This window comes from Prochlorococcus marinus str. MIT 9313 (genome assembly GCF_000011485.1).
In the GTDB taxonomy this organism is placed as follows: Bacteria; Cyanobacteriota; Cyanobacteriia; order PCC-6307; family Cyanobiaceae; genus Prochlorococcus; species Prochlorococcus marinus_D.
This window is the reverse complement of the sequence record NC_005071.1, coordinates 256,363-278,036: the sequence shown is the minus strand read 5'-3', so window position 1 is coordinate 278,036 and position 21,674 is coordinate 256,363. Positions and strand designations below refer to the sequence as shown.

30 protein-coding genes and 1 riboswitch are annotated in these 21,674 nt (G+C 49.4%); of the genes, 19 read left to right on the top strand and 11 right to left on the bottom strand.

All coding sequences use genetic code 11. The annotated features are described in order from the left end of the window. Window positions 1-11 precede the first annotated feature (11 nt). The 5 genes from AKG35_RS01310 to AKG35_RS01295 all read left to right on the top strand — a co-directional run bounded on the left by AKG35_RS01310 (window position 12) and on the right by AKG35_RS01295 (window position 1,877). Entirely contained in the window at window positions 12-257 is a 246-nt protein-coding gene (locus tag AKG35_RS01310) for a Nif11-like leader peptide family natural product precursor (RefSeq protein ID WP_052646211.1), read from the top strand. Between the two features lie 283 nt (window positions 258-540). Beyond that, the gene (locus AKG35_RS01305) at window positions 541-732 is read left to right on the top strand and encodes a CCRG-2 family RiPP (protein ID WP_157859774.1); all 192 of its coding nucleotides are present in this window, start codon (window positions 541-543) and stop codon (window positions 730-732) included. Window positions 733-782: 50 nt separating this feature from the next. After that, entirely contained in the window at window positions 783-1,010 is a 228-nt protein-coding gene (locus AKG35_RS12665; protein ID WP_157859773.1) for a CCRG-2 family RiPP, read from the top strand. 103 nt (window positions 1,011-1,113) lie between these two features. Next, window positions 1,114-1,350 carry a CCRG-2 family RiPP gene (locus tag AKG35_RS01300; protein WP_041384252.1) on the top strand — a complete coding sequence of 79 codons (237 nt, stop codon included), beginning with the start codon at window positions 1,114-1,116 and terminating at the stop codon, window positions 1,348-1,350. A gap of 239 nt (window positions 1,351-1,589) precedes the next feature. Next, entirely contained in the window at window positions 1,590-1,877 is a 288-nt protein-coding gene (locus tag AKG35_RS01295; RefSeq protein WP_011129624.1) for a Nif11-like leader peptide family natural product precursor, read from the top strand. A 247-nt stretch (window positions 1,878-2,124) separates the two neighbouring features. Here AKG35_RS01295 and AKG35_RS01290 read toward each other — a convergent pair whose 3' ends face one another. Further along, window positions 2,125-2,400, bottom strand: a complete 276-nt coding sequence (locus tag AKG35_RS01290) for a hypothetical protein (RefSeq protein ID WP_236069616.1) — start codon at window positions 2,398-2,400, stop codon at window positions 2,125-2,127. Window positions 2,401-2,553: 153 nt separating this feature from the next. Between AKG35_RS01290 and AKG35_RS01285 the strand changes: the two genes are divergently transcribed. The 4 genes from AKG35_RS01285 (at window position 2,554) to AKG35_RS01270 (ending at window position 4,681) form a co-directional block, all read left to right on the top strand. Further along, window positions 2,554-2,817, top strand: a complete 264-nt coding sequence (locus AKG35_RS01285) for a Nif11-like leader peptide family natural product precursor (RefSeq protein WP_011129623.1) — start codon at window positions 2,554-2,556, stop codon at window positions 2,815-2,817. Window positions 2,818-3,040: 223 nt separating this feature from the next. Further along, window positions 3,041-3,286 carry a Nif11-like leader peptide family natural product precursor gene (locus AKG35_RS01280; RefSeq protein ID WP_011129622.1) on the top strand — a complete coding sequence of 82 codons (246 nt, stop codon included), beginning with the start codon at window positions 3,041-3,043 and terminating at the stop codon, window positions 3,284-3,286. A gap of 197 nt (window positions 3,287-3,483) precedes the next feature. Then, window positions 3,484-3,747 carry a Nif11-like leader peptide family natural product precursor gene (locus AKG35_RS01275; protein WP_011129621.1) on the top strand — a complete coding sequence of 88 codons (264 nt, stop codon included), beginning with the start codon at window positions 3,484-3,486 and terminating at the stop codon, window positions 3,745-3,747. 658 nt (window positions 3,748-4,405) lie between these two features. Then, window positions 4,406-4,681, top strand: a complete 276-nt coding sequence (locus AKG35_RS01270; protein ID WP_011129620.1) for a Nif11-like leader peptide family natural product precursor — start codon at window positions 4,406-4,408, stop codon at window positions 4,679-4,681. A 232-nt stretch (window positions 4,682-4,913) separates the two neighbouring features. On the opposite strand, the gene AKG35_RS12175 is transcribed toward AKG35_RS01270, so the two are convergent. After that, the gene (locus AKG35_RS12175) at window positions 4,914-5,252 is read right to left on the bottom strand and encodes a hypothetical protein (RefSeq protein WP_011129619.1); all 339 of its coding nucleotides are present in this window, start codon (window positions 5,250-5,252) and stop codon (window positions 4,914-4,916) included. A gap of 93 nt (window positions 5,253-5,345) precedes the next feature. Between AKG35_RS12175 and AKG35_RS01265 the strand changes: the two genes are divergently transcribed. Both AKG35_RS01265 and AKG35_RS01260 read left to right on the top strand, forming a co-directional pair. After that, window positions 5,346-5,618: a Nif11-like leader peptide family natural product precursor gene (locus AKG35_RS01265; protein WP_041384871.1), complete on the top strand. Its 273-nt coding sequence runs from the start codon at window positions 5,346-5,348 to the stop codon at window positions 5,616-5,618. A gap of 213 nt (window positions 5,619-5,831) precedes the next feature. Next, complete coding sequence (locus tag AKG35_RS01260) at window positions 5,832-6,134, top strand: CCRG-2 family protein (protein WP_011129617.1); 303 nt, start codon at window positions 5,832-5,834, stop codon at window positions 6,132-6,134. Between the two features lie 8 nt (window positions 6,135-6,142). On the opposite strand, the gene AKG35_RS01255 is transcribed toward AKG35_RS01260, so the two are convergent. The 5 genes from AKG35_RS01255 to AKG35_RS01240 form a co-directional block, all read right to left on the bottom strand. Next, complete coding sequence (locus AKG35_RS01255) at window positions 6,143-6,472, bottom strand: hypothetical protein (RefSeq protein ID WP_011129616.1); 330 nt, start codon at window positions 6,470-6,472, stop codon at window positions 6,143-6,145. 138 nt (window positions 6,473-6,610) lie between these two features. After that, window positions 6,611-6,787 (bottom strand): hypothetical protein, encoded by a 177-nt coding sequence (locus tag AKG35_RS12660; RefSeq protein WP_157859772.1) that lies wholly within the window; start codon window positions 6,785-6,787, stop codon window positions 6,611-6,613. 185 nt (window positions 6,788-6,972) lie between these two features. Next, entirely contained in the window at window positions 6,973-7,530 is a 558-nt protein-coding gene (locus AKG35_RS01250) for a hypothetical protein (RefSeq protein ID WP_157859771.1), read from the bottom strand. A gap of 35 nt (window positions 7,531-7,565) precedes the next feature. Continuing rightward, window positions 7,566-7,769, bottom strand: coding sequence for a hypothetical protein (locus AKG35_RS12655; protein ID WP_157859770.1), 204 nt, complete (start codon window positions 7,767-7,769; stop codon window positions 7,566-7,568). 170 nt (window positions 7,770-7,939) lie between these two features. Then, window positions 7,940-9,163, bottom strand: coding sequence for a site-specific integrase (locus AKG35_RS01240; RefSeq protein WP_157859769.1), 1,224 nt, complete (start codon window positions 9,161-9,163; stop codon window positions 7,940-7,942). 34 nt (window positions 9,164-9,197) lie between these two features. Between AKG35_RS01240 and AKG35_RS01235 the strand changes: the two genes are divergently transcribed. From AKG35_RS01235 to AKG35_RS01225, 3 genes are all read left to right on the top strand, one after another. Next, the gene (locus tag AKG35_RS01235; protein ID WP_011129612.1) at window positions 9,198-10,400 is read left to right on the top strand and encodes an aminotransferase class V-fold PLP-dependent enzyme; all 1,203 of its coding nucleotides are present in this window, start codon (window positions 9,198-9,200) and stop codon (window positions 10,398-10,400) included. 279 nt (window positions 10,401-10,679) lie between these two features. Further along, a riboswitch (cobalamin riboswitch) is annotated at window positions 10,680-10,838 on the top strand. Window positions 10,839-10,942: 104 nt separating this feature from the next. Further along, window positions 10,943-11,506: a HupE/UreJ family protein gene (locus tag AKG35_RS01230; RefSeq protein ID WP_080502875.1), complete on the top strand. Its 564-nt coding sequence runs from the start codon at window positions 10,943-10,945 to the stop codon at window positions 11,504-11,506. Window positions 11,507-11,671: 165 nt separating this feature from the next. After that, on the top strand, window positions 11,672-12,517 hold the full coding sequence (locus tag AKG35_RS01225; protein WP_011129610.1) for an alpha/beta fold hydrolase: 846 nt from the start codon (window positions 11,672-11,674) through the stop codon (window positions 12,515-12,517). A gap of 120 nt (window positions 12,518-12,637) precedes the next feature. Here AKG35_RS01225 and AKG35_RS01220 read toward each other — a convergent pair whose 3' ends face one another. The 3 genes from AKG35_RS01220 to yidD are packed head-to-tail and all read right to left on the bottom strand — an operon-like array spanning window position 12,638 to window position 14,767. Continuing rightward, window positions 12,638-14,161 carry a UDP-N-acetylmuramoyl-L-alanyl-D-glutamate--2,6-diaminopimelate ligase gene (locus AKG35_RS01220; protein ID WP_011129609.1) on the bottom strand — a complete coding sequence of 508 codons (1,524 nt, stop codon included), beginning with the start codon at window positions 14,159-14,161 and terminating at the stop codon, window positions 12,638-12,640. Between the two features lie 28 nt (window positions 14,162-14,189). Then, complete coding sequence (locus AKG35_RS01215; RefSeq protein WP_011129608.1) at window positions 14,190-14,501, bottom strand: glutaredoxin family protein; 312 nt, start codon at window positions 14,499-14,501, stop codon at window positions 14,190-14,192. Next, window positions 14,501-14,767 (bottom strand): membrane protein insertion efficiency factor YidD, encoded by a 267-nt coding sequence (gene yidD, locus AKG35_RS01210; RefSeq protein WP_011129607.1) that lies wholly within the window; start codon window positions 14,765-14,767, stop codon window positions 14,501-14,503. The genes AKG35_RS01215 and yidD overlap by 1 nt, the downstream gene beginning before the upstream one ends. A gap of 79 nt (window positions 14,768-14,846) precedes the next feature. Between yidD and rpsD the strand changes: the two genes are divergently transcribed. The 4 genes from rpsD (at window position 14,847) to cysK (ending at window position 19,272) form a co-directional block, all read left to right on the top strand. After that, window positions 14,847-15,455 carry a 30S ribosomal protein S4 gene (rpsD, locus tag AKG35_RS01205; protein WP_011129606.1) on the top strand — a complete coding sequence of 203 codons (609 nt, stop codon included), beginning with the start codon at window positions 14,847-14,849 and terminating at the stop codon, window positions 15,453-15,455. A gap of 92 nt (window positions 15,456-15,547) precedes the next feature. After that, window positions 15,548-16,717, top strand: coding sequence for a trans-sulfuration enzyme family protein (locus tag AKG35_RS01200; protein ID WP_011129605.1), 1,170 nt, complete (start codon window positions 15,548-15,550; stop codon window positions 16,715-16,717). Continuing rightward, window positions 16,717-18,189, top strand: a complete 1,473-nt coding sequence (locus AKG35_RS01195) for a PLP-dependent transferase (RefSeq protein WP_011129604.1) — start codon at window positions 16,717-16,719, stop codon at window positions 18,187-18,189. The genes AKG35_RS01200 and AKG35_RS01195 overlap by 1 nt, the downstream gene beginning before the upstream one ends. Window positions 18,190-18,285: 96 nt before the next feature. After that, on the top strand, window positions 18,286-19,272 hold the full coding sequence (gene cysK, locus AKG35_RS01190) for a cysteine synthase A (RefSeq protein ID WP_011129603.1): 987 nt from the start codon (window positions 18,286-18,288) through the stop codon (window positions 19,270-19,272). 29 nt (window positions 19,273-19,301) lie between these two features. Here the strand turns inward: cysK and queA are convergent, their stop codons facing one another. Then, window positions 19,302-20,417, bottom strand: coding sequence for a tRNA preQ1(34) S-adenosylmethionine ribosyltransferase-isomerase QueA (gene queA / locus AKG35_RS01185; RefSeq protein ID WP_011129602.1), 1,116 nt, complete (start codon window positions 20,415-20,417; stop codon window positions 19,302-19,304). Between the two features lie 795 nt (window positions 20,418-21,212). Here queA and AKG35_RS01175 point away from each other — a divergent pair. Beyond that, window positions 21,213-21,440, top strand: a complete 228-nt coding sequence (locus tag AKG35_RS01175) for a hypothetical protein (RefSeq protein WP_157859768.1) — start codon at window positions 21,213-21,215, stop codon at window positions 21,438-21,440. Window positions 21,441-21,674 lie beyond the last annotated feature (234 nt).

Sequence of the window (21,674 nt, the reverse complement as noted above, 5' to 3'; positions counted from 1 at the left end):
ACAATCAATCAATGTCAGAAGAACAACTCAAGGCATTCATTGCCAAAGTTCAAGCCGATACCTCATTGCAGGAACAGCTAAAAGCAGAAGGAGCTGATGTTGTTGCTATTGCCAAAGCTGCTGGGTTCTCGATTACCACAGAAGACTTAGAAAAAGAGCATCGCCAAACCCTGTCTGATGATGATCTGGAAGGTGTGGCTGGGGGTTTTTTCTGTGTGCAGGGTACTGCTAACCGTTTTACTATCAATGTGTGCTGATCCAATTTTAACCTGTGACTGGAAAGGCTGTATTTACACACTCAAAGCCCATAATGGTGCTTTTTATTTCTTCAACGACCTCCCTATTCGCTTAAAACGGCATCCGATACCTGGCACGACCTTAAAGAGTAGAAGCTAGGTAATCTCAGGTAGGTTCCTAAAATATTCTAGTTCTAGTAATTCCTCTCAGGACCTGTGACCAAGATCACAACTAGCAATGATTCGGATCAATGACGTAGTAGAGGAATTGGCAGATGATGTGTTCATTCGACAATCCAAATCAATGTCTAACAACGAACTATCAATTGAACAGCTACAGGCCATCAACGGTGGTGTCACTTCTGGTGGTAACGGGGTCTTGTGTTTCACAGGCACAGAAGAAATCGATGCTATTACTGATGGTAGAAAAAAGACTGATTTTATGAAAGCAAAAAGAATAAGCTTGACTGACGGTAGTTTCTATTATTGGCGATGAAGGGTAAATAGCCCTAGCTAATCCTCACATTATTCAACCAATCCAAACCAATGGCTAACAACGAACTCACTATTGATCAACTCAAAACAATTACTGGTAGCGGGCCCTTGCGTGGTCTTGGAGGTGTTGTTGCAGAAGGCTCGAGAGATAGGTACATGAGGGACACTGTAGACAGCTGCAATGCGGGAAGGGCTTCGTGGAATAATATCTCTAACCCATGGAATCATCGTCGTTACAACATTCGAGGCAGGCTCGATTTCGACGGCCTTTGGATTTAGGAACCATATGCATCTAGGTAAACTCTGGCAAGTTTCTCAAATCATCTATTTCTGGTAATTCCTTCAAAGTTAGCTATACTAACTATTAGAGTATTTATGCCTAATGGCTGACCCAAAAGAAAACGAAGAAATCAACGAGGAACTATCAACTGACGAGTTGAAAAGTGTTAGTGGTGGAACTATGGCTAATCCAGCTTATGAGGGACTTGGGGTCGTCATTCGTGATAACGACACGATGTTGAAAGGAAATGGTCCAGAAGGTTCTGGTTCTGGCAAGACACTCAAAGACTGGAAGAGAGAGAATCTAAACTATGATGGAAATGTAGGCATGAAAGACTGAACTTGGTTTTTCCATAATTCTATTTGTAGTGAGTGACTAACTACTATGGTTATAGTTCTCGTTATGGATTTTAGTAGTTTTGAGATTAGTCATGCCAAGGGTTCTCAAGACCTCAGGATGAGTAATTTAGTGGATATGGTGTAATCTAACTAAATCAGAAACCTTAGCCCGATCTTAAATTATTTTTTCTGGGATTTTCTTCCAGGGATAGCTATACTTAACGAAGAGTATTTACACCAATGTCAGAAGAACAACTGAAGGCATTCATTGCCAAGGTTCAAGCCGATCCTTCACTGCAGGAACAACTCAAAGCAGAAGGAGCTGATGTTGTTTCTATTGCCAAAGCTGCAGGCTTCTCCATCACCACAGAAGACCTGAACTCTCATATTACCACAAAACTCAACCTGTCTGAAGAGGAGCTGGAAGGTGTGGCTGGTGCGATGGACTGTGTATCGAGCACGGCGCAACAAACTGAATGCCGGCCAGGAGGGCCAAGAGCCAGCTATTGCTGGGATGACTTACGGTGACTTACAAAGGACATGCGGGCCGTGCTGCTAGTGCAGCCTAAACACTCAAAGCCCTCAGGGGGCTTTTTATTTCTTCAATGACTTCCCTATTCACTTAAAACGCCATCCGATACCTGGCACCATTGACTTGCAAAAAGTTACCTTGATGTCTTATTCAGCAGGCAACAATCACCAATAGTTTTTCGTATTCATCACAAATTTACCTTCGAACCCTTTTGCACTAAAACTACTTATATTCCTAACTTAATTACCACAGCAACAGACGTGAATCGCCATCACGGATGCCATTGGCTCGTCTAAATCTCACCGCAACTTGATGCCAATCCTCTGGGATTTGATTGAGGCGAATATCAAACGCAAATGGGAGTTGCTGTTGCCCTGGTGAGATCCTCTTCTTCTTGCTTCTAGTTCTTGAATGAATGACTAGCCGTTTAAGCATGCGACTACCCCAGTGGCATTTAGGAGCGCCTTTACTCTTATGGCGATAGTGCTGGCAGAAACGCTCATAGCGCTTGGCACCCATCAAGTGTTGCCGAGAGCTTTAAAAAGGCTGGGCTCCATTCACTGATGCCGTCTGATTGCACCCTGCGGTAGTGGAAGTTTCAAACAATTGAATCGATGCTTGCACTCTTCAAGCTTGGATTGGCTATACATGAAGCATTGACAACTATCTCTCGTGTCAGAAGAACAACTCAAGGGATTCCTCTCCAAGGTTCAATCAGACGCCTCATTGCAGGAACAGCTCAAAGTAGAAGGAGCTGATGTTGTAGCCATTGCCAAAGCTGCTGGGTTCTCGATTACCACAGAAGACCTAAACTCTCATCGCCAAAATCTGTCTGAAGATGAGCTGGAAGGTGTGGCTGGGGGGGGATTATGTACGCTGACGAGCAACCTGGCTGCTGTTTGCTGTGGGGGGTGCCGAAGAGCAACCTCAGAGTAAACCCTGTCTGGTGGATCAACCCAACCTGGAACCTGGTCAAGATCGAAGATCCATAACAACTAACGCTGCAGAGTAAACCCTGAAGGATAACTAAACGGCCACAGCCTACACACTCAAAGCCCTCAGGGGGCTTTTTATTTCATCAACGACTTCAATATTCACTTAAAACGGTATCCAATACCTGGCACCTTAAACTTATAAACAAGAACTAATTTCTAATCCAATGTCAGAAGAACAACTGAAGGCATTCCTCACCAAAGTTCAAGCCGATACTTCACTGCAGGAACAGTTAAAAGCAGAAGGCGCTGACCCTGTTGCTATTGCAAAGGCTGCTGGGTTCGCAATTACCACAGAAGACCTAAACTCTCATCGCCAAAACCTGTCTGATGATGAGCTTGAAGGTGTGGCTGGGGGGGGAAGCTCGTACAGAAACGGCAAATGTACCTTCGGTCCTGCCTGTCCGAGCTAGAGGTAGCTCTGACCTGCCCGATTGGCTGCGGAAAACCAAACCTAAAAACTTGACTTGGACAATCTGCATGAACTAAACACTGAAAGCCCTTTTTATTGCAGAGGCTTTTTATTTCTTCAACGACCTCCCTATTCGCTTAAAACGGCATCCGATACCTGGCACCTTAAACTTATAAACAACACCCAATTTCTAATCCAATGTCAGAAGAACAACTCAAGGCATTCATCGCCAAAGTTCAAGCAGACACTTCACTGCAGGAACAGCTCAAAGTAGAAGGAGCTGATGTTGTTGCTATTGCCAAAGCTGCTGGGTTCTCGATTACCACAGAAGACCTAAACACTCATCGCCAAAATCTGTCTGATGATGAGCTGGAAGGCCTTCATGGTGCGGGCCCTGGGTGTACGGGGGGATGGTGGGCGTTTACGGACTGTACGGCTGGAGGTGGAAGCTGTGAGGGATGATAAGCCAAATACACACTCAAAGCCCTTGCATTAGCAGGGGCTTTTTACTTCTTAGGCCACTCGTCTAATTACGCCTAAATGCCATCCGATACCTGGCACCATTGACTTGCAGAAAGTTACCTTGATGTCTTATTCAGTAGGTGACAATCAGCAATAGTTCTTCGCATTTATGACAAATCTAACGTCAACTTTATCTGCCAGAAAACTACTTATATTGCCCAACTAATCACCACAGTCTGAGAGTTTGATCTCCATCTCTGATTCCATTTGTTTTTCTAAATCTCACCGCAACCTGATGCCAATCCTCAGGGATTTGATTGAGGCGAACATCCCAATCCCATGGCAGTCGTTGTTGACCTGGAGAAACCCTCTTCTTCTTACTTCTAGTTCTTGCACTGCTCACCAGCCGTTTAAGTATGCGACTACCCCAGTGGTATTGGGAGCCGCTTTACTCTTATGGCGGTAGTGCTTACAAAAACGCTCATAGCGCATGGCACAACAATCCGGTGTTGCCGAGAGCTTTAAAAAGGCTTGCGGCCATTCACTGATGCCGTCTGCTTGCACCCTGCTGTAGTGGAAGTTTCATACAATTACATCGATGTTTGCAGTCTTCAAGCTTGGGTTGGGCTACAAATAAGAAAAAGCGACCCTGCAATTAATGTCAGAAGAACAACTCAAGGCATTCATCGCCAAGGTTCAAGCAGACACTTCGCTGCAGGAACAGCTCAAAGTAGAAGGAGCTGATGTTGTAGCCATTGCCAAAGCTGCTGGGTTCTCGATTACCACAGACGATTTCGAGCGAAACACTCATCGCCAAACCCTGTCTGATGATGAGCTGGAAGGTGTAGCTGGCGGTAAATCTACTAATGGATGTGGCTGCAAACCTGGACATACACTCTCCAGTTTTTTGTGTACACTAGAGTGTTGGCTGTGATTGATGAGCTGTGAGTGAAATGGAGGCCACCAGCCTACACACTCAACAACAGGGGCTTTTTCAATCACCTCACTATTCACTTAAAACGGTATCCGATACCTGGCACCATTGACTTGCAAAAGTTGCCTTGATGTCTTCATTGGCAGGTAAAAATCAGCAATAGTTTTTCGCATTCATGACAAATCTAACGTCAACTTTATCTGCTAGAAAACTACTTATATTGCCCAACTAATCACCACATCCTGAGAGATTGATCTCCATCTCTGATTCCATTTGCACGCCTAAATCTCACCGCAACTTGATGCCAATCCTCAGGGATTTGATTAAGCCTTACATCCCAGTCCCATGGCAATCGTTGTTGGCCTGATGAGATCCTCTTCTTCTTGCTTCTAGTTCTTGAATAACTGACTAGCCGTTTAAGCATGCGGCTGCCCCAGTGGCACTTAGGCGCCTCTTTGCTGTGATGGCGATACTTCTGGCAAAACCGCTCATAACGCCTGGCACAACCATCCAGCGTTGCCGAGAGCTTTAAAAAGGCAGGGCTCCATTCACTGATGCCGTCTGCTTGCAACCTGAGGTAGTAGAAATTTCATACAATTCAATCGATGCTTGAACTCAACATCCTTAGATTGGGCTATGCATGAAGCATAGACAACTAAATCTGATGTCAGAAGAACAACTCAAGGCATTCATTGCCAAGGTTCAAGCAGACACTTCACTGCAGGAACAGCTCAAAGTAGAAGGTGCTGATGTTGTTGCTATTGCTAAAGCCTCAGGGTTCGCGATTACCACAGAAGACTTAAAAGCACATCAAGCCAACTCACAAAAGAACCTGTCTGATGCTGAGCTGGAAGGTGTGGCTGGGGGAACCATTGGGGGAACCATTGTGTCGATAACCTGTGAGACTTGCGATCTGCTTGTGGGGAAAATGTGCTGATAACCACGGCCACAGCCTACACACTCAAAGCCCTTGCATTAGCAGGGGCTTTTTATTTCTTCAACGACTGCCCTATTTGCTTAAAACGCCATCCGATACCTGGCACGACCTTAAGGAGTAGAAGCTAGGTAATCTCCGGCAGGTTCTTCCAATATTCCAGTCCTGGCAATTCCCCTGAGGTTAGCTATACTTAGCAAAGAGTATTTACGCCTAATGACTGACCCAAAAGAAAACGAAGAAATCAACGAGGAACTATCAACTGACGAGTTAAAGAGGGTTAGTGGTGGTTTCGGCGAAAATGATCCAGGTGTGGCGGTTGAGCAAACGACTTTCACTAATAATAGAAATAGCAATACGCTGCCAGAAGGCTCTGGTTATGCGGCGGGAGCGAGTAACCCTTACTTGTCACAAGGTTCTGGTTCAGGACTGACAAAAGCTGATTTTGAGAGAGCTAATAAGAGACACGGTGTTGTCGCGGACGAAAACGGCAAGCCCTGCACCGGGTTGGTAACTTAGGCATATGGCTAACCAATCCTCACGTTATTCAACCAGTTCAACATCTCCTGCTTTTGCTTTTTAAGTTCAGCTGGTGATGGCTTACCAGGTTTAGTTGGATTAGCTTTGGCATACGGAGCTTCCAATCGGTTAGCTCCTTTTTTATGTGTTGGTTTAGGACTTGGCTTTACAGTCTTCTTTGATGTCTGTTTGATTGGTTTACTAATGCTAAGTGGTTTTTGGGTATTTAGTTCTTGTTGCTGTAGCTGTTCTATTCCAGGTATGAGTAGTTGATGAACTTTGAGTTGTTGTTTTGCGTTGGGTTGGGCTTGCTTGGGGCGTAATGATTGAGTAGGCATGTATTGATCAGTTTAAGCAGTGAAGGAAGTTGTATTAAAGATGGAGGTTCACTCGCTCGCTTTGCTCGCTCGTTCACCGCACGATCAGCAATAGGGAGCTAAAGAGCGGTTGTTTCTTGCGTAAATAGTGTGTGGTCCTTATGAGCAGAGCAACCTCTCAAGCCTGTTCATTAGATGAGTGTGATGTAGGTAGAGGTGCTTGATTGTCTCTGTGTCTTTCTCTTCTTGTGCTTCTAACAGCATCTTCTCGTAGATGCCGACTTTGCTGAGCATGGAGCGGCAAAGCTTTTCTTTGGCTGTCGTGAGTGTGGTCATGGTGTTGGTATGTCTATGTTTTCTTTCCTCTTAGAGTAGGGGGGTAGGTGTCTTTTTCTAGTGCTTGCAAGGGTTTTCAGTCAAGAGCATCAAAGAAGCGCCTGATGATTAGCTCTTCTGGTGTGAGGCTCTCTCGAGGTTGTTGAGGAATCAGCTGTACGGGAGTAGTCGTTGGTTGATCCTCTCTACCTGCTTTTAATCCCCTTGAGCCATTCATCGAGCATCTCATCTGTCATTTCAGGTTCTAAGGCTTCTGCTTGTTTTCGTTGTTGCTCTTGTTGCCAGATCTCAGTTGCGAGCTGCTCATCCCAAATCTGGTAAGAGATCATGATGCGGAAGATCTCCTCTTCTTTTTGATTGAGAGCTTCTGTGTCTTTGAAGTCATTGATGATCTGATCGATAAGATCGTCTGCGTCTAGCTGCAGCATGGCGTCGATAGTCGTTAGCTGTGCTTGATCGCCAAGCTGCTGCATCATCAAGCCTCGTTGCTCGTAGAGCTGCTTGTCTTTGTCTTGGCCCAATGCTTCTGCTTTTTGGTAAGCAGCTTTGGCTGATGCTTTGAGCCTTGTGAGTTTGGATGGCTCGCCTTTGTGGGTTTGGCTCCATTGCTTAGCCAATGAATCTTGAGAGAGCTTGGGAGTGTCTTGCAGCTTGGTGATGGTTTCATCTTTGATGGCTTTAGCTAGCCAGATGATTGCAAGCCTGATGATTTCTTTGTCTGTAAGTTCGAGTTGATCGGCCAAGCAGATTGCCTGATGCTTTTCTGCTTTAGGAAGACTCACCCAGAGAGGCCTAGAGCGTCCCGCATGGCCCTTGCTTGTTGTTGACGCTCTTGCGATCTAGAGGTGCTTTGTAAAGCCTTAAGACCGCTTCTGGAAGCCTCGTACAAGGCGATGCGAATGGCTTCCCTTTGATTGCATTGAAGAGAATTAGTAAGACCTTCTAGCATTTGCTCTTCTTGCGCAGATAGCATCGTTGTCATGCGTGCTGCACACTTTTGAGTGGATTGAATGATTGGATGCTTTGAAGAGTCAAAGCGATGCTGCTTGATGGGAAAGAAGGACTTGGACTTTGATGTTGTATTGAACTTGTTTCGGTTATTGTTGCCCATAGTTAATCTTTAAATATTTTTAGTAAATCGACTGTCTCTTTTCAAGACAACGAATGAACTGCCTCAACAACCTTTTTCCATACCGAACCTCCATACATTTGTGTCGTAGATCGAGGGCTATGGCCTAGAAGCAAACCTATGACCTTTTCTGAATAGTCCAGCTCAACGAGCTGGGCAGTTACTCGATCTCTGAAATCCTTGGGTGATAGACCTGTTATTTGTTTGCATGGCTTTGAAAGATTATGCCCCCAACGAATTTCATTTGTTTTGCGATCAATCGTTTTTAGACTTGGCCATATCAGACCAGTAATTCTACGCAGTTCCTGCATTAATTCATAGATCTCTGGATGCAAAGGGATTTGACGTTGTGAATAATGGGTCTTTAAACTTCTCTCATCAGACCAAGTCACATTGAAGCGATCATCATTGATATCTTCTCCTTTTAAACCACATACTTCAGAAAGACGGCAACCACTGTAATAAAGGATTTGAAAGATCGGGAGATATTGACTGTTGCTTTGACCCCACTCATTAATGGGCCGACAAATAAACGAGCCTTTCTTTTGCAACTGCCTAGCAACCTCTCCAGGAGTCAATCGCACTGAAGCTGGCAAACCCTTAAAAATATGCGCTACACCTCGTGCTTCACTCAAGCTGGTCCATAGGCCTGAGAGATAAGCCAGCTGCACTTTTACAGTGTTCTTACTTAATCCCCTACCTAACAACTTTTGCTTGTAGGCCTCAGCCATTTCGCGCGTACACGAAAGAGGGCTCGCTACTTTGCAAAAACTCATGAACGCTTCTAGAACCTTGACCCACTGCACGTAGGTTCTTGAGGCAGGTTCTTTTTGTTGACGTCGTAACTCAAGCAAGTCTTCTGGCATCAACAAGCTTTCAGACTTTTCGATGCCTTGGAGCAGATCAAAACCTCTTTTGGCCTGTTCACTAGTTAAGAGGCCTTGAACTCTCAACATCTCAAGGCCGACTGCCATATCACCCTTCTCAACATGAGGAGTCAGCCCAGGCAGAGCCTCTAACAGCTCATCAGTAGTCAGGGCAGCTTGACCCCGTGCCTCCGCAATCAGCGTATCAGTTCTATGCAAGAAAGCCTTCTGGCGGGCTCTTGCCTCATGCAGAGTCTTCCCACCTGGCTCTTTAAACACTGCTTTGCCGATCACGCTCCTCAAATCCATAGGAACTGCCCGTTGCAGCACGTAGCTTTGACGAGCCTTAGTGATGTAGTTCGGGACCTTTCTGAACGGCACCTATACCAACAGCTATACCAACGCTATTCTAGTGATGCTTAGAGATCTCTGCCCAGCACTCGCTAACAAGACCTACTTCAACTACGGCGGCCAAGGCCCCCTGCCAACGCCATCACTAGAAGCAATCACCTGCAGCTGGAAACGTATTCAGGAACTAGGGCCGTTTACCAACGATGTGTGGCCCTATGTGGCCAAAGAAATCCAGGCCACTCGTTCACAATTAGCCAAGCTCTGCGGCGTTACCCCCCATCGCATCGCCCTCACTGAAAATGTCACTACTGGCTGTGTCTTGCCGCTCTGGGGCCTGCCTTTCTCAGAAGGCGATCGCTTGCTCATTAGCGACTGTGAACATCCAGGAGTTGTTGCTGCATGCATTGAACTGACCCGCCGACAACACCTAGCAATAGACACGCTGCCTGTAAAAAACTTGCGTCATGGTGCTAACGATCAAGCGACTAGCGACAGCCTTGTGCTGGAAAGACTTGAGCAACACCTCAAACCAAGCACAAGGCTGGTGGTGCTCTCCCACCTGCTTTGGAATACAGGCCAATTGATGCCGATCTCAGCTGTTGCTAAAGCCCTCAGCCATCATCCACAACAGCCTTTCTTGCTCGTCGATGCGGCACAAAGCTTCGCCCAAGTTCCGGTACAGGAAGCCGCTGTCGCTTCAGATATCTATGCCTTTACGGGGCACAAATGGGCCTGCGGGCCTGAAGGTCTTGGTGGAGTCGCCCTCTCAGAACGGGTGCTAGTCGAAGCGAATCCCACCCTGATTGGCTGGCGCAGCTTGCAGAACGAAGGCCATCTTCAAAACAACCAGGCCGAACTCTTCCATCACGACAGTCGCCGCTTTGAGGTAGCAACCTCCTGCGTGCCACTGATGGCAGGCCTGCGCTGTTCGTTGGAGCTGCTCGAAACCGCAGGCTCGCAACAGGAACGACTGAGCCAGATTCGCCAAGGCAGCCAAAAACTATGGAATCAACTACAACAGCTCACAGGCGTTGAAACTCTGCTCAACAGTGCCCCAGCCGCTGGTCTTGTCAGCTTTGAGTTACCCCAAGGCCCCCCAGCTCCTGATGTGGTTCAACAATTAGGCAACGATCAGCTCTGGATTCGGCATCTCGAAGATCCAATCTGCCTACGTGCCTGCGTGCACATCACCACTGAAGAGCAAGAACTCAACACACTCACAACCGCACTCAAGCAGCTAGCTTGCAAAGGAGAGCCAAGCAATTAACCGTTAGCTGAGTTATCTTATTTGCCAAAAGCAGATATATAATCGATCTCAAAAGTTCCATTATCGACAACAAAGCAAGTCTACGAATCAAAAGCAAAGTCACATCCAGCCTCTAAGAGCATGCCTGATGTGCACCAAATCATAAAGCCCTTAATTAAATAGATTTAAAAGGAAAAACAGCCGATACTTAGACATAAGAGGTGAATTTATTCAGCAATTAATTAGCACTTAGCCAAGCCGGCAAAGTGCTACATCGGCGATGATCTCACAAAATAGCTATGATTGAATCCATCAATCGGTTTCAGCAGGGATCAGCTGCTGAAGGAAACGGGGAAAGTTCGGCGAAAATCCGGCACTGTCCCGCAGCTGTAAAGCGCAACCACCCTTCTTAGAGCACTTGCGCGAGTCAGAATACCCGCCGAATTTCCATCGACGAGGATCGAATCATTCCTACCAAGCTTGCCCATCGGCACCCTTCCACACTATTGCGCAGCTACAGCTGGCTCATTGCAGCCATCATGGCCACTCCAGCATTACTAGCGATGCTGGTGAGGCCAGCTTTCGCCCATCACCCCTTCGCAATGCAAGAGGCGGGAACTCTCAATGCCCTGCAGGGTTTAATCAGTGGGGTTGGCCATCCACTACTGGGGCCAGACCACCTCTTGTTTCTGTTGGCGATTGGTTTCGTGGGCTTGAACAGACCACGCCAATGGCTGGCACCATTACTCGCAGCTGGTCTTCTCGGTAGTGCGATCTCCCAGCTCATCCCCCTGCCAGAAACCCTCTCTGTTTATGCAGAAGCACTCCTCTCACTGAGCCTTGTTGTTACTGGCCTTGTGGCTTTAGGCAAAGCATCTCCCTTGCTTTTACTCCCTTTCATTTCCCTACATGGATATCTATTAGGTGGAGTAATCATAGGAGCAGAGCCAACGCCACTAACAGCTTATTTCCTAGGCTTGATCATTAGTCAAGGAAGTATGCTTTTGATTGTCACAACCTATTCAAAACGTCTTCTTGATAGCATCGGCAACGGCGGGCAACGCATTGCCGCAGGCATTTGGATCGGCATTGGAGCCGCTTTTAGCTGGTCACTATTAATCCCTTAAACAGCAAAATAAACCCGGAGACGATCATTAATATACTGTTAGCTCTTAATTGCAATCATTGACTATTTTAGCCTGCCGCAGAATGAAGCAAGCTTTAAATTAAGACAACCGTAAAAGCCATGAAAAGCATGCTGCAAAAAAGTAATAATTTTATCTTCATCTTGCTTGCCGTTCCATGCTTTTGCTCAAGTTAATTTCACGGAAATCGATGGATCCATTTTACATTCCCAATATTACCCAATCCCTAATGCAAAATTCAAAGGCACTATTATTTTTCAAAATGGGGCAACAACGTCTCTAGAAGAATGGACTGAAAATAAAACCTTCTTTGAGTGTATTAAGCAACACGGCAATTTATTTATGTACGACAGAAGTGGTTTAGGGGAAAGCTCACCAGATTTCAGCATCTCATTGAGAAGGCCCATAACAGCGCAGCTCGTTAATTCAAAATTAATTAGGTTGTTAAAAAGAAACCACATAAAATCGCCATATATTCTAGTTTCACACTCCTATGGTGGAATGCATGCAGGATATTTTGCACGCAAATACCCTGATTTAGTTGTTAGCATACTAATGGTCGATCCTGTGCCTAGCAATTATCAGTACTCAGATAAGTTTCGGAAGCAATTTGAATTCAATATTGCAAAAATGGAAAGAATGTCTAGCCGGGAAGCATATAAGTTATACAGTTTCTCAAGATCAAGCAAAGACAATAAGATGACAGCTGATTCATTTTATCAATTAAAGGGATTTGAAAAAACTATAGAGCAAGTCGCCAAACAGCCCAGCATGAGTAGCAAATTTCCAATCATAATAGCTTCTTCTACTTACATGGATAAAAAAGCTCCAATCAAAGGGAGTTGGTGTAATTTGCAAAAACATTGGTTAAATCAGAATCCTAATAGCATTATTTTTAGAGTTAATAGTGGTCACTTCATGCAGATCGATCGCCCCAAGCTGATTTGTGAACAACTTAATAAACTTGCAAAAATATCAACACAGTCTTCATAACCAAAACTGTAGATTTTTAAAAAAGACTTGAGGATTAAAACTGCTCAACACAGCCATAGCCATGCTGGCAACTGCTAAACAACCAGCCTGATCAAAACCAGCTCTTACCAACACAACTTGTCAGCCATCTAAGCGTTGCTTAAGCGCCCGCTCAGCTTCCTCGCGATCATCAAAATGCACCTTGCTGGTTCCGAGGATCTGGTAATCCTCATGGCCCTTGCCTGCCACCAACACCACATCACCAGGGGCTGCCTCGGCAATCGCAAGCGCAATCGCCACCGCCCTGTCAACCTCCACAGTGCAGGTTGTTCCTTCTGGAATTCCAGCCACCACATCAGCCAGTATTTGCTGGGGATCTTCTGTGCGGGGATTGTCTGAAGTCACCACCACTCGATCGGCCAACCGCGCTGCAATCGCAGCCATCTGAGAGCGCTTGCCACGGTCTCGATCTCCTCCACAACCAAACACGCAACACAAGTTTTTACTAGTGAACGGCCTGGAAGCCTTCAAGGCATTCTCCAGACCATCAGGGGTGTGGGCGTAATCCACCAACACAGTGGGCACCTGAGTGGCATCAGCTGCAGGGATCAACACACGCTCCATCCGCCCAGGTACGCCGCGGAAGTCTGCGATCGCTTTCAACAACAACGGCAAGGGCAAGCCCTGTTGCAACAAGACCCCAACCGCCTGAAGCAGGTTCATCAAGTTGAAGCGGCCCATTAATGGAGAGTCAAACCAGCCCTCACCACAAGGGCTGATCAGGCGACCTTGAACCCCATCCGAGCTCATTGTCAGCTCGGTCATTTTCAGTTCAGCGTCAGCTTGCTGCAAAACACCCTCGGCAAGAGAGCTGCGCCAACAGGTATCGCCGAGACGCTGCGCCAATCTTGCGCCCCAGGGGCTATCAATATTCACCACCGCCTTGGCTGAGCCAGATTCCAGCAACGGTGGTGCAAACAGCTGCGCCTTGGCCTCGAAGTAAGCCTCCATCGAACAGTGATAGTCAAGATGATCTTGAGTGAGGTTGGTAAAAACGGCACCAGCAAAACGACATCCCGCCACCCGTTGTTGTTCAAGGGCATGAGAGCTCACCTCCATCACTCCCAACTCAGCACCGGCCTCAACCGCTTGCGCTAACTGAGCCTGAAGGCGATCAGCAAAGGCCGTGGTATGCGTTGCGGGAACGCTGTAGTTAGGCCAGCGATTCACGAGGGTGCCGAACAAGGCAGTTGATCTGCCCACAGCCACACTGAGATGCTCAATCAGATGGGTGGTGGTGGTTTTGCCATTCGTCCCCGTTACCCCGATCAGAGCAAATCTCGAGGAGGGCTGCTGCCAAAAGGCCGCTGCCAGCTGTCCAACCCATGCTGCAACCGGCTCCGGTACCACCACTACCGCATCTGTAGGCCCAGGCGGCTGCAAGGCTGCTGCTGCGGGTCCAATCACCGCCGCCTCTGCACCAGCGGCCAAAGCCTGACGCCAAAAACTGCCGCCATCAACTTGTTCACCAGGTAAGCCCAGGAATAAACAGCCTTGAGCAACCGAACGGGAATCACAGCTAACCATTGCAAGAGAGGGATTCGCCAATCCCTCCGGAACAGGGAGTCCTACAGCCCGCAACAATGAATGGAGCATCTGGGTCATTCCAGGCCCGCCCATGAATGGAGCCGTTCTAGTCCGATCCAAGCGCCTTGGTGCAGGCCTGTTGCAACCAGCGGAACAGTCCTTCCCCCCCAAGCCGCGGCGACACCCGCGGCAGCTCTAGCGAAAACTGTTGCTCCAGTTCAACCAACACCAAAACAGGAACCTGCAAGTCGTAATGGTCGCGGATAGTGGCGGGTGTCGCACCATCATCGATATCGATCACACGCAGCGTCAAAGGTGGTTGGAGTTGATCCAAAGCCAGCTCGCGCAGGCGTTGTTCAAGCCCCTCACAGAGACAACAACCATTGCGGCTGTAAAGCAATAACTTCAAGGCCTGCATTAATCAGGCACTGGGTCGCAACCACAGGGGGTAAAAGGATGGCAACGAGACAGGCGCCGCAGGGTGAGCCAACCACCGCGCCAGGGTCCATGACGCTGGATCGCTTCAAGCCCGTAAGCACTGCAACTTGGGATGAAGCGGCAATGGGGCCCAAGTAAAGGGGAAAGCCAGGTTCGATAAAAGCCAATCAAGGCCAGCAGCACTGAACCAATGGCTCGGTTAAGCAGTGCAAAGATGCCGCCAGATAGAGTATTTGATTCGCGCATGGCGAGCCGAAGGCTGGGCCTTGAGGTCCAGCATGACGTATCGGGAGCGCGAACTATTCTATCCAACCTGCCTTAACTCATGTCTCGATACCGCGGCCCTCGACTGAGGATCACGCGGCGCTTGGGAGATCTACCAGGTCTCACCCGGAAGGCCGCTAAGCGGTCCCATCCCCCCGGTCAGCACGGCCAAGCCCGTCGCAAGCGCTCCGAATACGCAATCCGCCTCGAAGAGAAACAGAAGCTCCGCTTCAACTACGGGATTTCCGAACGGCAGCTTGTGCGCTACGTGAAGAAAGCCCGTGCCCAAGATGGCTCTACAGGAACCAACCTGCTCAAGCTGTTGGAGAACAGACTCGATAACGTCTGCTTCCGCCTCGGTTTTGGGCCCACAGTTCCAGGTGCTCGTCAACTGGTGAACCATGGCCATGTGACCGTGAACGGCCGTGTTCTCGACATTGCTAGTTACCAATGCAAAGCCGGTGATGTGGTTGCCATTAGAGAGCGCAAAGGCAGCAAAAAGCTGGCCGAAGCGAACCTAGAGTTCCCCGGATTGGCAAATGTGCCGCCACACATTGAGCTCGATAAAGCAAAAATGAGCGCCAAGATCATTAGCAAGTGCGAACGCGAATGGGTCGCACTTGAGATCAACGAACTACTGGTGGTGGAGTACTACTCCAGAAAGGTTTGAATCAAAATCAGCCAAGCGTTCTTCAACAGGCCCCTGCTTTGCAGGGGTTTTTTGTTGCTGTTGCCTACCCTGCTCAAAGCCCTCTCTAGATCGTGGCCCCAGCTCAAAACGATCAACAGCAGGAGGTTGCAGGGATCAGTACCCGCGCCATCCACCACGGCGAAAGCTTTGCAGCAGAGACCGGTGCCGTGATGCCACCGATCTTTACCAGTTCAACCTTTGCCCACGGCAATCCTCAGGGCTTCGACTACACCCGTTCAGGCAATCCCAATTTCCGCATCCTCGAATCAGTGTTGGCAGCCGTAGAAAGCTGTCAATTCGCCACTGTCTTCGCTTCAGGGGTGAGCGCCATCACAGCCATCGCCTCAACACTGCAAGCCGGAGATCTGGTGCTCTGTGAGGAAAATCTTTACGGCTGCACCGTGCGCTTATTCGAGCAGGTTTTTAGTCGTTTTGGTGTACAAACAGCCTGGTTGGATTTCACCAATCCATCAGCGCTTGATGCCATTGCAGTTCAAAAACCCGCAATGATCTGGCTGGAGAGTCCAACCAATCCCCTGCTCAAAGTGATCGATCTAGCAGCCGTCTGTGATGCCGCTGCAGCAGAAAAAATCCCAGTTGTAGTCGACAACACGTTTGCCACAGCCCTACTGCAACAACCACTGCAGCTGGGCGCCACCCTCTCACTCACCAGCACCACCAAATACATCAACGGCCATTCCGATGCCCTTGGCGGTGTGGTCTGCAGCGACGACCCGCAATGGCAGCAAAAGATGGTGTTCGCACAAAAGGCCTTGGGATTACAACCCTCCCCATTTGACGCCTGGTTGATTACGCGCGGCATCAAAACCCTGCCACTCAGGCTGGAACGCCACATCGCTAATGCTGCCGCCATCGCTGATCAACTGGCCAGCCATCCACGCATGCACTGGGTGCGCTATCCATTGCGTTCAGACCATCCCCAGCAGGCTGTAGCCCGCAAGCAGATGAGTGGTGGTGGTGCCATTGTCACGGTCAGTCTCGACGCTGACCAAAGCCAGACTTACGCCTTCTGCAAGAGCCTGCGCTATTTCACCATGGCCGAAAGCCTGGGCGGTGTTGAAAGCCTCGTTTGTCATCCCGCCACCATGACCCATGCCTCAGTCGATCCAGATGTCAAGCGAAAACTTGGCATCGATGATGGTCTGGTGCGCTTCTCCGTGGGCTGCGAAGACCTCGCTGATCTCAGCAGAGATTTAGATCAAGCCCTCAAACAGCTGTAGTGAGCCCACGCGACCTACTGCAGGATCCCTGCTGGCACGCTGATGAGCTCGGCAAAGCTCTACCAGATAGTCCCCATGCCGTTTCGGTAGCCCTACCCCGCTGGCAAGACGTGGTCGCCTATGAGGAGAAAGACCCTGCTTGTCTTAAAGCCCTGCAGGCCATCTACCCCCGTTTCGGCTTCCATCCACTGGTAGCCGAGATCGCCCAAAAAGCACGAAAAGAGCATGGCTGTGCAGATGATGGCAGTGCCTGGCCCTATCCCACTGCTGCTGCCGCTGAGCGAGCCAGATTTCATTGCCAACGCAGTGAGCCGATGGCAAAAACAAGCATCAAAACCGTACTGGGCCTGCCATGTTTGCTCACCGACGCAAAAGGCTGCAGCGCTGCCAAGGCCTTCTGGCAACACAGCGGCCTTGGTGCATCCTCACGTCAGGCTGCTAGCGCACTTGGGCAGGAACCATTCCCCTCACTGCAAGCCAGTGCAGCCGCCCAGACGTTGCTAAAACAACGACTCGCAGAGATCTATGGCTGCGACCCAGAGCTCGTGCAGCTGCATCCCTCCGGGATGGCTGCTCTCACCAAAGCCCTGCAAGCGATTACGGCTCTACGCCCCGGCAAACCCTGCTTGCAGCTTGGCTTCCCCTATGTGGATGTGCTCAAGCTGCCTGAGGTGGTGTTTGGAGGTTGCGACCTTCTACTGACAACAGATCTGAACCGATTGGCCCTGGAACTTGATCGCAGACAACCAGCCGCTGTGATCGTTGAGCTCCCTAGCAACCCCATGCTGCAGTGCGTCGATCTGCCAGCGGTAGCCCGCCTAGCAAAGGCTCGAGGTATCCCCGTGATCGCTGATGACACCATCGGCTCACCACTCAATCTTGATGCGCTGCCCCATGCAGATCTGGTGTTTAGCTCCCTCACCAAAAGCTTCGCCGGCCGTGGTGACATCCTGGCGGGTTCTCTCGTCGTCAGCCCTAGCTCCCCCTGGCGAGAGGAACTCTCCAGAGAGCTCTCGACTGCCCTTGCTCCCCTGGGGGATGCTGATGCCATCGCCTTAGAACAAGCCAGCCGAGATGTGGCCCAGCGGCTGCCGCAGCTCAACAACGCCTGCCAAAGATTGGCAGACAAGCTGGCCTGTCATCCCTCTATTGCTCGAGTACACCACCCAGGCCAATGCACCAACTTCCAAGCCCTGATGCGCCCTGGCGCCGGCCACGGCTGCCTGCTCTCGTTTGAGCTATGGGGGGGGATAGAGCAAGCCAAGCGGGTGTATGACGCCCTGCAGGTCTGCAAAGGTCCAAGCCTCGGCACAAGCTTCACGCTGGTGTGCCCCTATGTACTGCTCGCCCATTACAACGAACTGAGCTGGGCAGAATCCTGTGGAGTACCCAGCCATCTGCTGCGCGTATCCGTAGGGCTTGAAGATCCCGATAATCTTTGGCGCCGCTTTGAGATGGCGTTGAAGGCCTAACCGTAAGCAACCCATCACATGGTCGTCACAACAGATCATCGTCCTCACCAATAGAGCCAAATTCCAGCTAATGATGTGGTCGATTCATATGCACGCATGTCCCGCATTTACGAAGACAACAGCCAGGCAATCGGCAACACTCCACTGGTCAAACTGCACGCCGTCAGCAAAAACGCCAAGGCAACTGTTCTCGCAAAGATTGAAGGCCGCAATCCCGCCTACAGCGTGAAATGCCGCATTGGCGCCAACATGATCTGGGATGCCGAAAAGCGCGGTTTACTGAGCAAAGAGCGCACGATCATTGAGCCCACCTCTGGTAACACCGGCATTGCACTGGCCTACACAGCAGCAGCCCGCGGCTACAAACTGATCCTCACCATGCCCGAATCAATGTCGCTAGAACGGCGGCGGGTGATGGCAGTGCTTGGTGCAGAACTCATTCTCACAGAAGCAGCCAAGGGAATGCCAGGCGCCATTGCCAAGGCAAAAGAGATCGCCGAAAGCGATCCCCAGAAATACTTCATGCCCGGTCAGTTTGAGAATCCGGCCAATCCCGACATCCACAGCAAAACAACCGGTCCAGAAATCTGGAACGACTGTGATGGCGCCATTGATGTGCTCGTGTCTGGCGTAGGCACCGGCGGCACGATCACAGGTGTCTCCCGTTACATCAAGCAGGAGAAAGGCAAAGCCATCATTTCTGTAGCCGTCGAACCAACCCATAGCCCGGTTATCAGCCAAACCCTCAACGGGGAAGAGGTCAAACCTGGTCCTCACAAAATCCAGGGCATTGGAGCCGGCTTCATTCCCAAAAACCTCGATCTTTCTTTAGTGGATCGTGTGGAGCAGGTCAGCAATGATGAATCCATCGCCATGGCCCTGCGCTTGGCAAATGAAGAAGGTCTACTGGTGGGCATCTCCAGTGGTGCGGCAGTTGCAGCGGCTATTCGTCTGGCAGAACAACCCGAATTTGCGGGCAAAACCATCGTGGTCGTGCTGCCAGACATGGCCGAGCGTTATCTCTCTTCAGTGATGTTTGAGAGTGTGCCCACAGGCATCATTCAGGCCCCTGTAGCTGCCTAAATCGCCTCCAGCTAGAAACTGATAACTGATCAACAGGGGCGGGCCGCTGGCAACACCGCCTCTGGATCAATCCACATCGCATCGCCATAAGAGAAAAAGCGATATTGGTGCTCAATGGCCTCGGCATAGAGCGCCAGCAGCCGTTCACGACCAACCATGGCACTCACCAACAGCAATAGAGAGCTTTTGGGCAAATGGAAGTTGGTGAGCAGTCCATCCACCACAGCAAAGCGATAACCCGGCTGAATCACCAAATCCACTGGTCCACAAAACGACTGCAGGAATCCGCCACCTGCCAAAGCAGCACCTTCAAGGGCCCTGACGCTGGTGGTTCCCACAGCAATCACCCGGCCTGCTCGTGCTCGACAAGCCATCACCGCCTCAACAACGTCGTCGCGCACCTCCACCCACTCGCTGTGAAGCTGCAAATGGCTCAGATCCTCAGTTTCAACAGGTCGAAACGTGCCTAAGCCCACATGCAAGGTGACACTGGTCAGCATCACTCCCCGCTGCTTGAGAGCCTCCAATAACTCATCACTGAGATGAAGCCCCGCCGTTGGCGCCGCAACGGCGCCGGGGCGAGATGCATAACGGGTCTGATAACGCTCGCTATCACTTGGATCATGACGTTGGATATAAGGCGGCAATGGCACTTCGCCGTAGCGCTCAAGCAGCAACTCAAGCTGCTCGGCATTGGCGTAATGGCTCGGGAACTGCACAACCCGTCCGCCACTAGCGCTGTCTTTGCTGATCACCTGCAAAGCAATGGGCTCCTCGCCTAGAGCCTCGAGCCAAAGCTGATCACCTGGACGCAAACGTTTAGCAGGCCGGCCCAAACACAGCCAGCAACCCTCACCACGCGGCTCAAGCACCAACAACTCAGCCAATCCACCACCTGATCGCCGCACCCGCAGCCGAGCCTTAAGAACGCGAGTGTCATTGATGACAAGCAGGTCACCAGCGCGCAATTCCTCCTGCCAATCCCAAACCTCGGCATGTCGAGCGATGGGAGGCTTCATCCCCAATGGCTGCACAATCAAAAGCCGCGCCGAATGTCTTGGCTCCACCGGCAGCTGAGCTATGCGCTCAGGATCAAGCGGATAGTCATAAGAACTGAGCAGAGAATCTCTTGGGTCTAGAACCATTCGTGAAGTCTTGCTTTATGAGTGACGTTCAAAAAACCGTTCAGAAAGTTCTGGGTTCACAAACCACCAATTTTTTGGTCCGCTGTTCATTCATATCCATTTTAATGCTCGAGCAGGGAAGAGCATCCACCAGAGCAAAGCGTCAGATCAGCAGCCCTTGCCAAAAGGGTGGGAGGAAACCAAAGCAAATCTCCAGGAAATCAGCATAGGTTTTCAATCTTCTCTGCTGAGAGCGTTCAGCATCATCCTCATCGCACATTGCGGCACCATGCACTTGATGCTGGCAGATTAAAGTGAATAGGGTGAAAACTATTGATTGAAAGCTCGAAGTTTTCTCTCGCAAAAATCATGCAAAAGCCTGCCTCTGTTGGGTTTAAGCAAAAACATGTGCGTCCCAAGACGCAATTCATGGGTGTATTCAACTATTTCTGGAGGACTACATCTGAATATCAATTCAAAATCATGATCTTGATGAAATTAATCTTTACCTATGACCCTGACAGGAAATGACATTTTGTCATTAATTGCATCAGATCGCTTGTAGAAACAAACCGTCAAGTTGAATATTGCACACTCAACTCTTTCCCATCTGCGCTCACTATTGATAGGCAATACAATTGTGGGCGGCAATACAGAGTTTAAAATTTTTGCATAGACATGGGCATTGACAGGATCAATTGCATCGCCTGACTAGTTACACCCTTTAATCTAGTATTTTTTAATAGCACACCATGAAAAATGACTAAAGGCATAAATCTCTTCACTGCTTGTTTTCTTTTCATTCTCGCTGCATCCTTGCCTCAATCAATTAAATCACAGCCCAGCAAAGGTATCACCAATAACTATGATTACTACTCTCCATGGAGTCCTGGGGATGCTGGGGTTTATGTTGACAAGGATGGCTATGCATTTGATCCCTGCATGTCAAGATTCCCTGAAGATTGCGAGAAGAAAACCTACATCAATCTTGGCAAGTGGCAACGGATTAGTGATGAAGTCATGCAAACACCAAAGGGGACTTAGGGGACTTTTTTCTGCAGGAATGAATCTCTCAAGAGAGAAACATCAACCAATGGCCTATTCAGTTGCACAAAAGAGGGATCGTTGAAGAAGAGTTGTATGCAAGGGAGATGTGTAATGGGTCGAATGAGAGATCTTTAATGCTTGCTTGAGTGTGTTGCTCTACGTCAACTCAATTCTGACATTTAGAACACCTCAGTCGCCCATCCAACTCTAGTTGCCTTCTCATGATCCATG

What these genes read in the sequence shown, in the direction of transcription:
- AKG35_RS01215 (WP_011129608.1), bottom strand. Translation starts at nt 14,501, where the DNA reads ATGCAGGCCTTGAAGTTATTGCTTTACAGCCGCAATGGTTGTTGTCTC.
- AKG35_RS01275 (WP_011129621.1), top strand. Translation starts at nt 3,484, where the DNA reads ATGTCAGAAGAACAACTCAAGGCATTCATCGCCAAAGTTCAAGCAGAC.
- yidD (WP_011129607.1), bottom strand. Translation starts at nt 14,767, where the DNA reads ATGCGCGAATCAAATACTCTATCTGGCGGCATCTTTGCACTGCTTAAC.
- AKG35_RS01255 (WP_011129616.1), bottom strand. Translation starts at nt 6,472, where the DNA reads ATGCCTACTCAATCATTACGCCCCAAGCAAGCCCAACCCAACGCAAAA.
- AKG35_RS01265 (WP_041384871.1), top strand. Translation starts at nt 5,346, where the DNA reads ATGTCAGAAGAACAACTCAAGGCATTCATTGCCAAGGTTCAAGCAGAC.
- AKG35_RS01235 (WP_011129612.1), top strand. Translation starts at nt 9,198, where the DNA reads ATGCTTAGAGATCTCTGCCCAGCACTCGCTAACAAGACCTACTTCAAC.
- AKG35_RS12660 (WP_157859772.1), bottom strand. Translation starts at nt 6,787, where the DNA reads ATGACCACACTCACGACAGCCAAAGAAAAGCTTTGCCGCTCCATGCTC.
- AKG35_RS01290 (WP_236069616.1), bottom strand. Translation starts at nt 2,400, where the DNA reads ATGGGTGCCAAGCGCTATGAGCGTTTCTGCCAGCACTATCGCCATAAG.
- rpsD (WP_011129606.1), top strand. Translation starts at nt 14,847, where the DNA reads ATGTCTCGATACCGCGGCCCTCGACTGAGGATCACGCGGCGCTTGGGA.
- AKG35_RS01220 (WP_011129609.1), bottom strand. Translation starts at nt 14,161, where the DNA reads ATGACCCAGATGCTCCATTCATTGTTGCGGGCTGTAGGACTCCCTGTT.
- AKG35_RS12665 (WP_157859773.1), top strand. Translation starts at nt 783, where the DNA reads ATGGCTAACAACGAACTCACTATTGATCAACTCAAAACAATTACTGGT.
- AKG35_RS01310 (WP_052646211.1), top strand. Translation starts at nt 12, where the DNA reads ATGTCAGAAGAACAACTCAAGGCATTCATTGCCAAAGTTCAAGCCGAT.
- AKG35_RS01305 (WP_157859774.1), top strand. Translation starts at nt 541, where the DNA reads ATGTCTAACAACGAACTATCAATTGAACAGCTACAGGCCATCAACGGT.
- AKG35_RS01270 (WP_011129620.1), top strand. Translation starts at nt 4,406, where the DNA reads ATGTCAGAAGAACAACTCAAGGCATTCATCGCCAAGGTTCAAGCAGAC.
- AKG35_RS12655 (WP_157859770.1), bottom strand. Translation starts at nt 7,769, where the DNA reads ATGACAACGATGCTATCTGCGCAAGAAGAGCAAATGCTAGAAGGTCTT.
- AKG35_RS01300 (WP_041384252.1), top strand. Translation starts at nt 1,114, where the DNA reads ATGGCTGACCCAAAAGAAAACGAAGAAATCAACGAGGAACTATCAACT.
- cysK (WP_011129603.1), top strand. Translation starts at nt 18,286, where the DNA reads ATGTCCCGCATTTACGAAGACAACAGCCAGGCAATCGGCAACACTCCA.
- AKG35_RS01280 (WP_011129622.1), top strand. Translation starts at nt 3,041, where the DNA reads ATGTCAGAAGAACAACTGAAGGCATTCCTCACCAAAGTTCAAGCCGAT.
- AKG35_RS01230 (WP_080502875.1), top strand. Translation starts at nt 10,943, where the DNA reads ATGCTGGTGAGGCCAGCTTTCGCCCATCACCCCTTCGCAATGCAAGAG.
- AKG35_RS01295 (WP_011129624.1), top strand. Translation starts at nt 1,590, where the DNA reads ATGTCAGAAGAACAACTGAAGGCATTCATTGCCAAGGTTCAAGCCGAT.
- AKG35_RS01260 (WP_011129617.1), top strand. Translation starts at nt 5,832, where the DNA reads ATGACTGACCCAAAAGAAAACGAAGAAATCAACGAGGAACTATCAACT.
- queA (WP_011129602.1), bottom strand. Translation starts at nt 20,417, where the DNA reads ATGGTTCTAGACCCAAGAGATTCTCTGCTCAGTTCTTATGACTATCCG.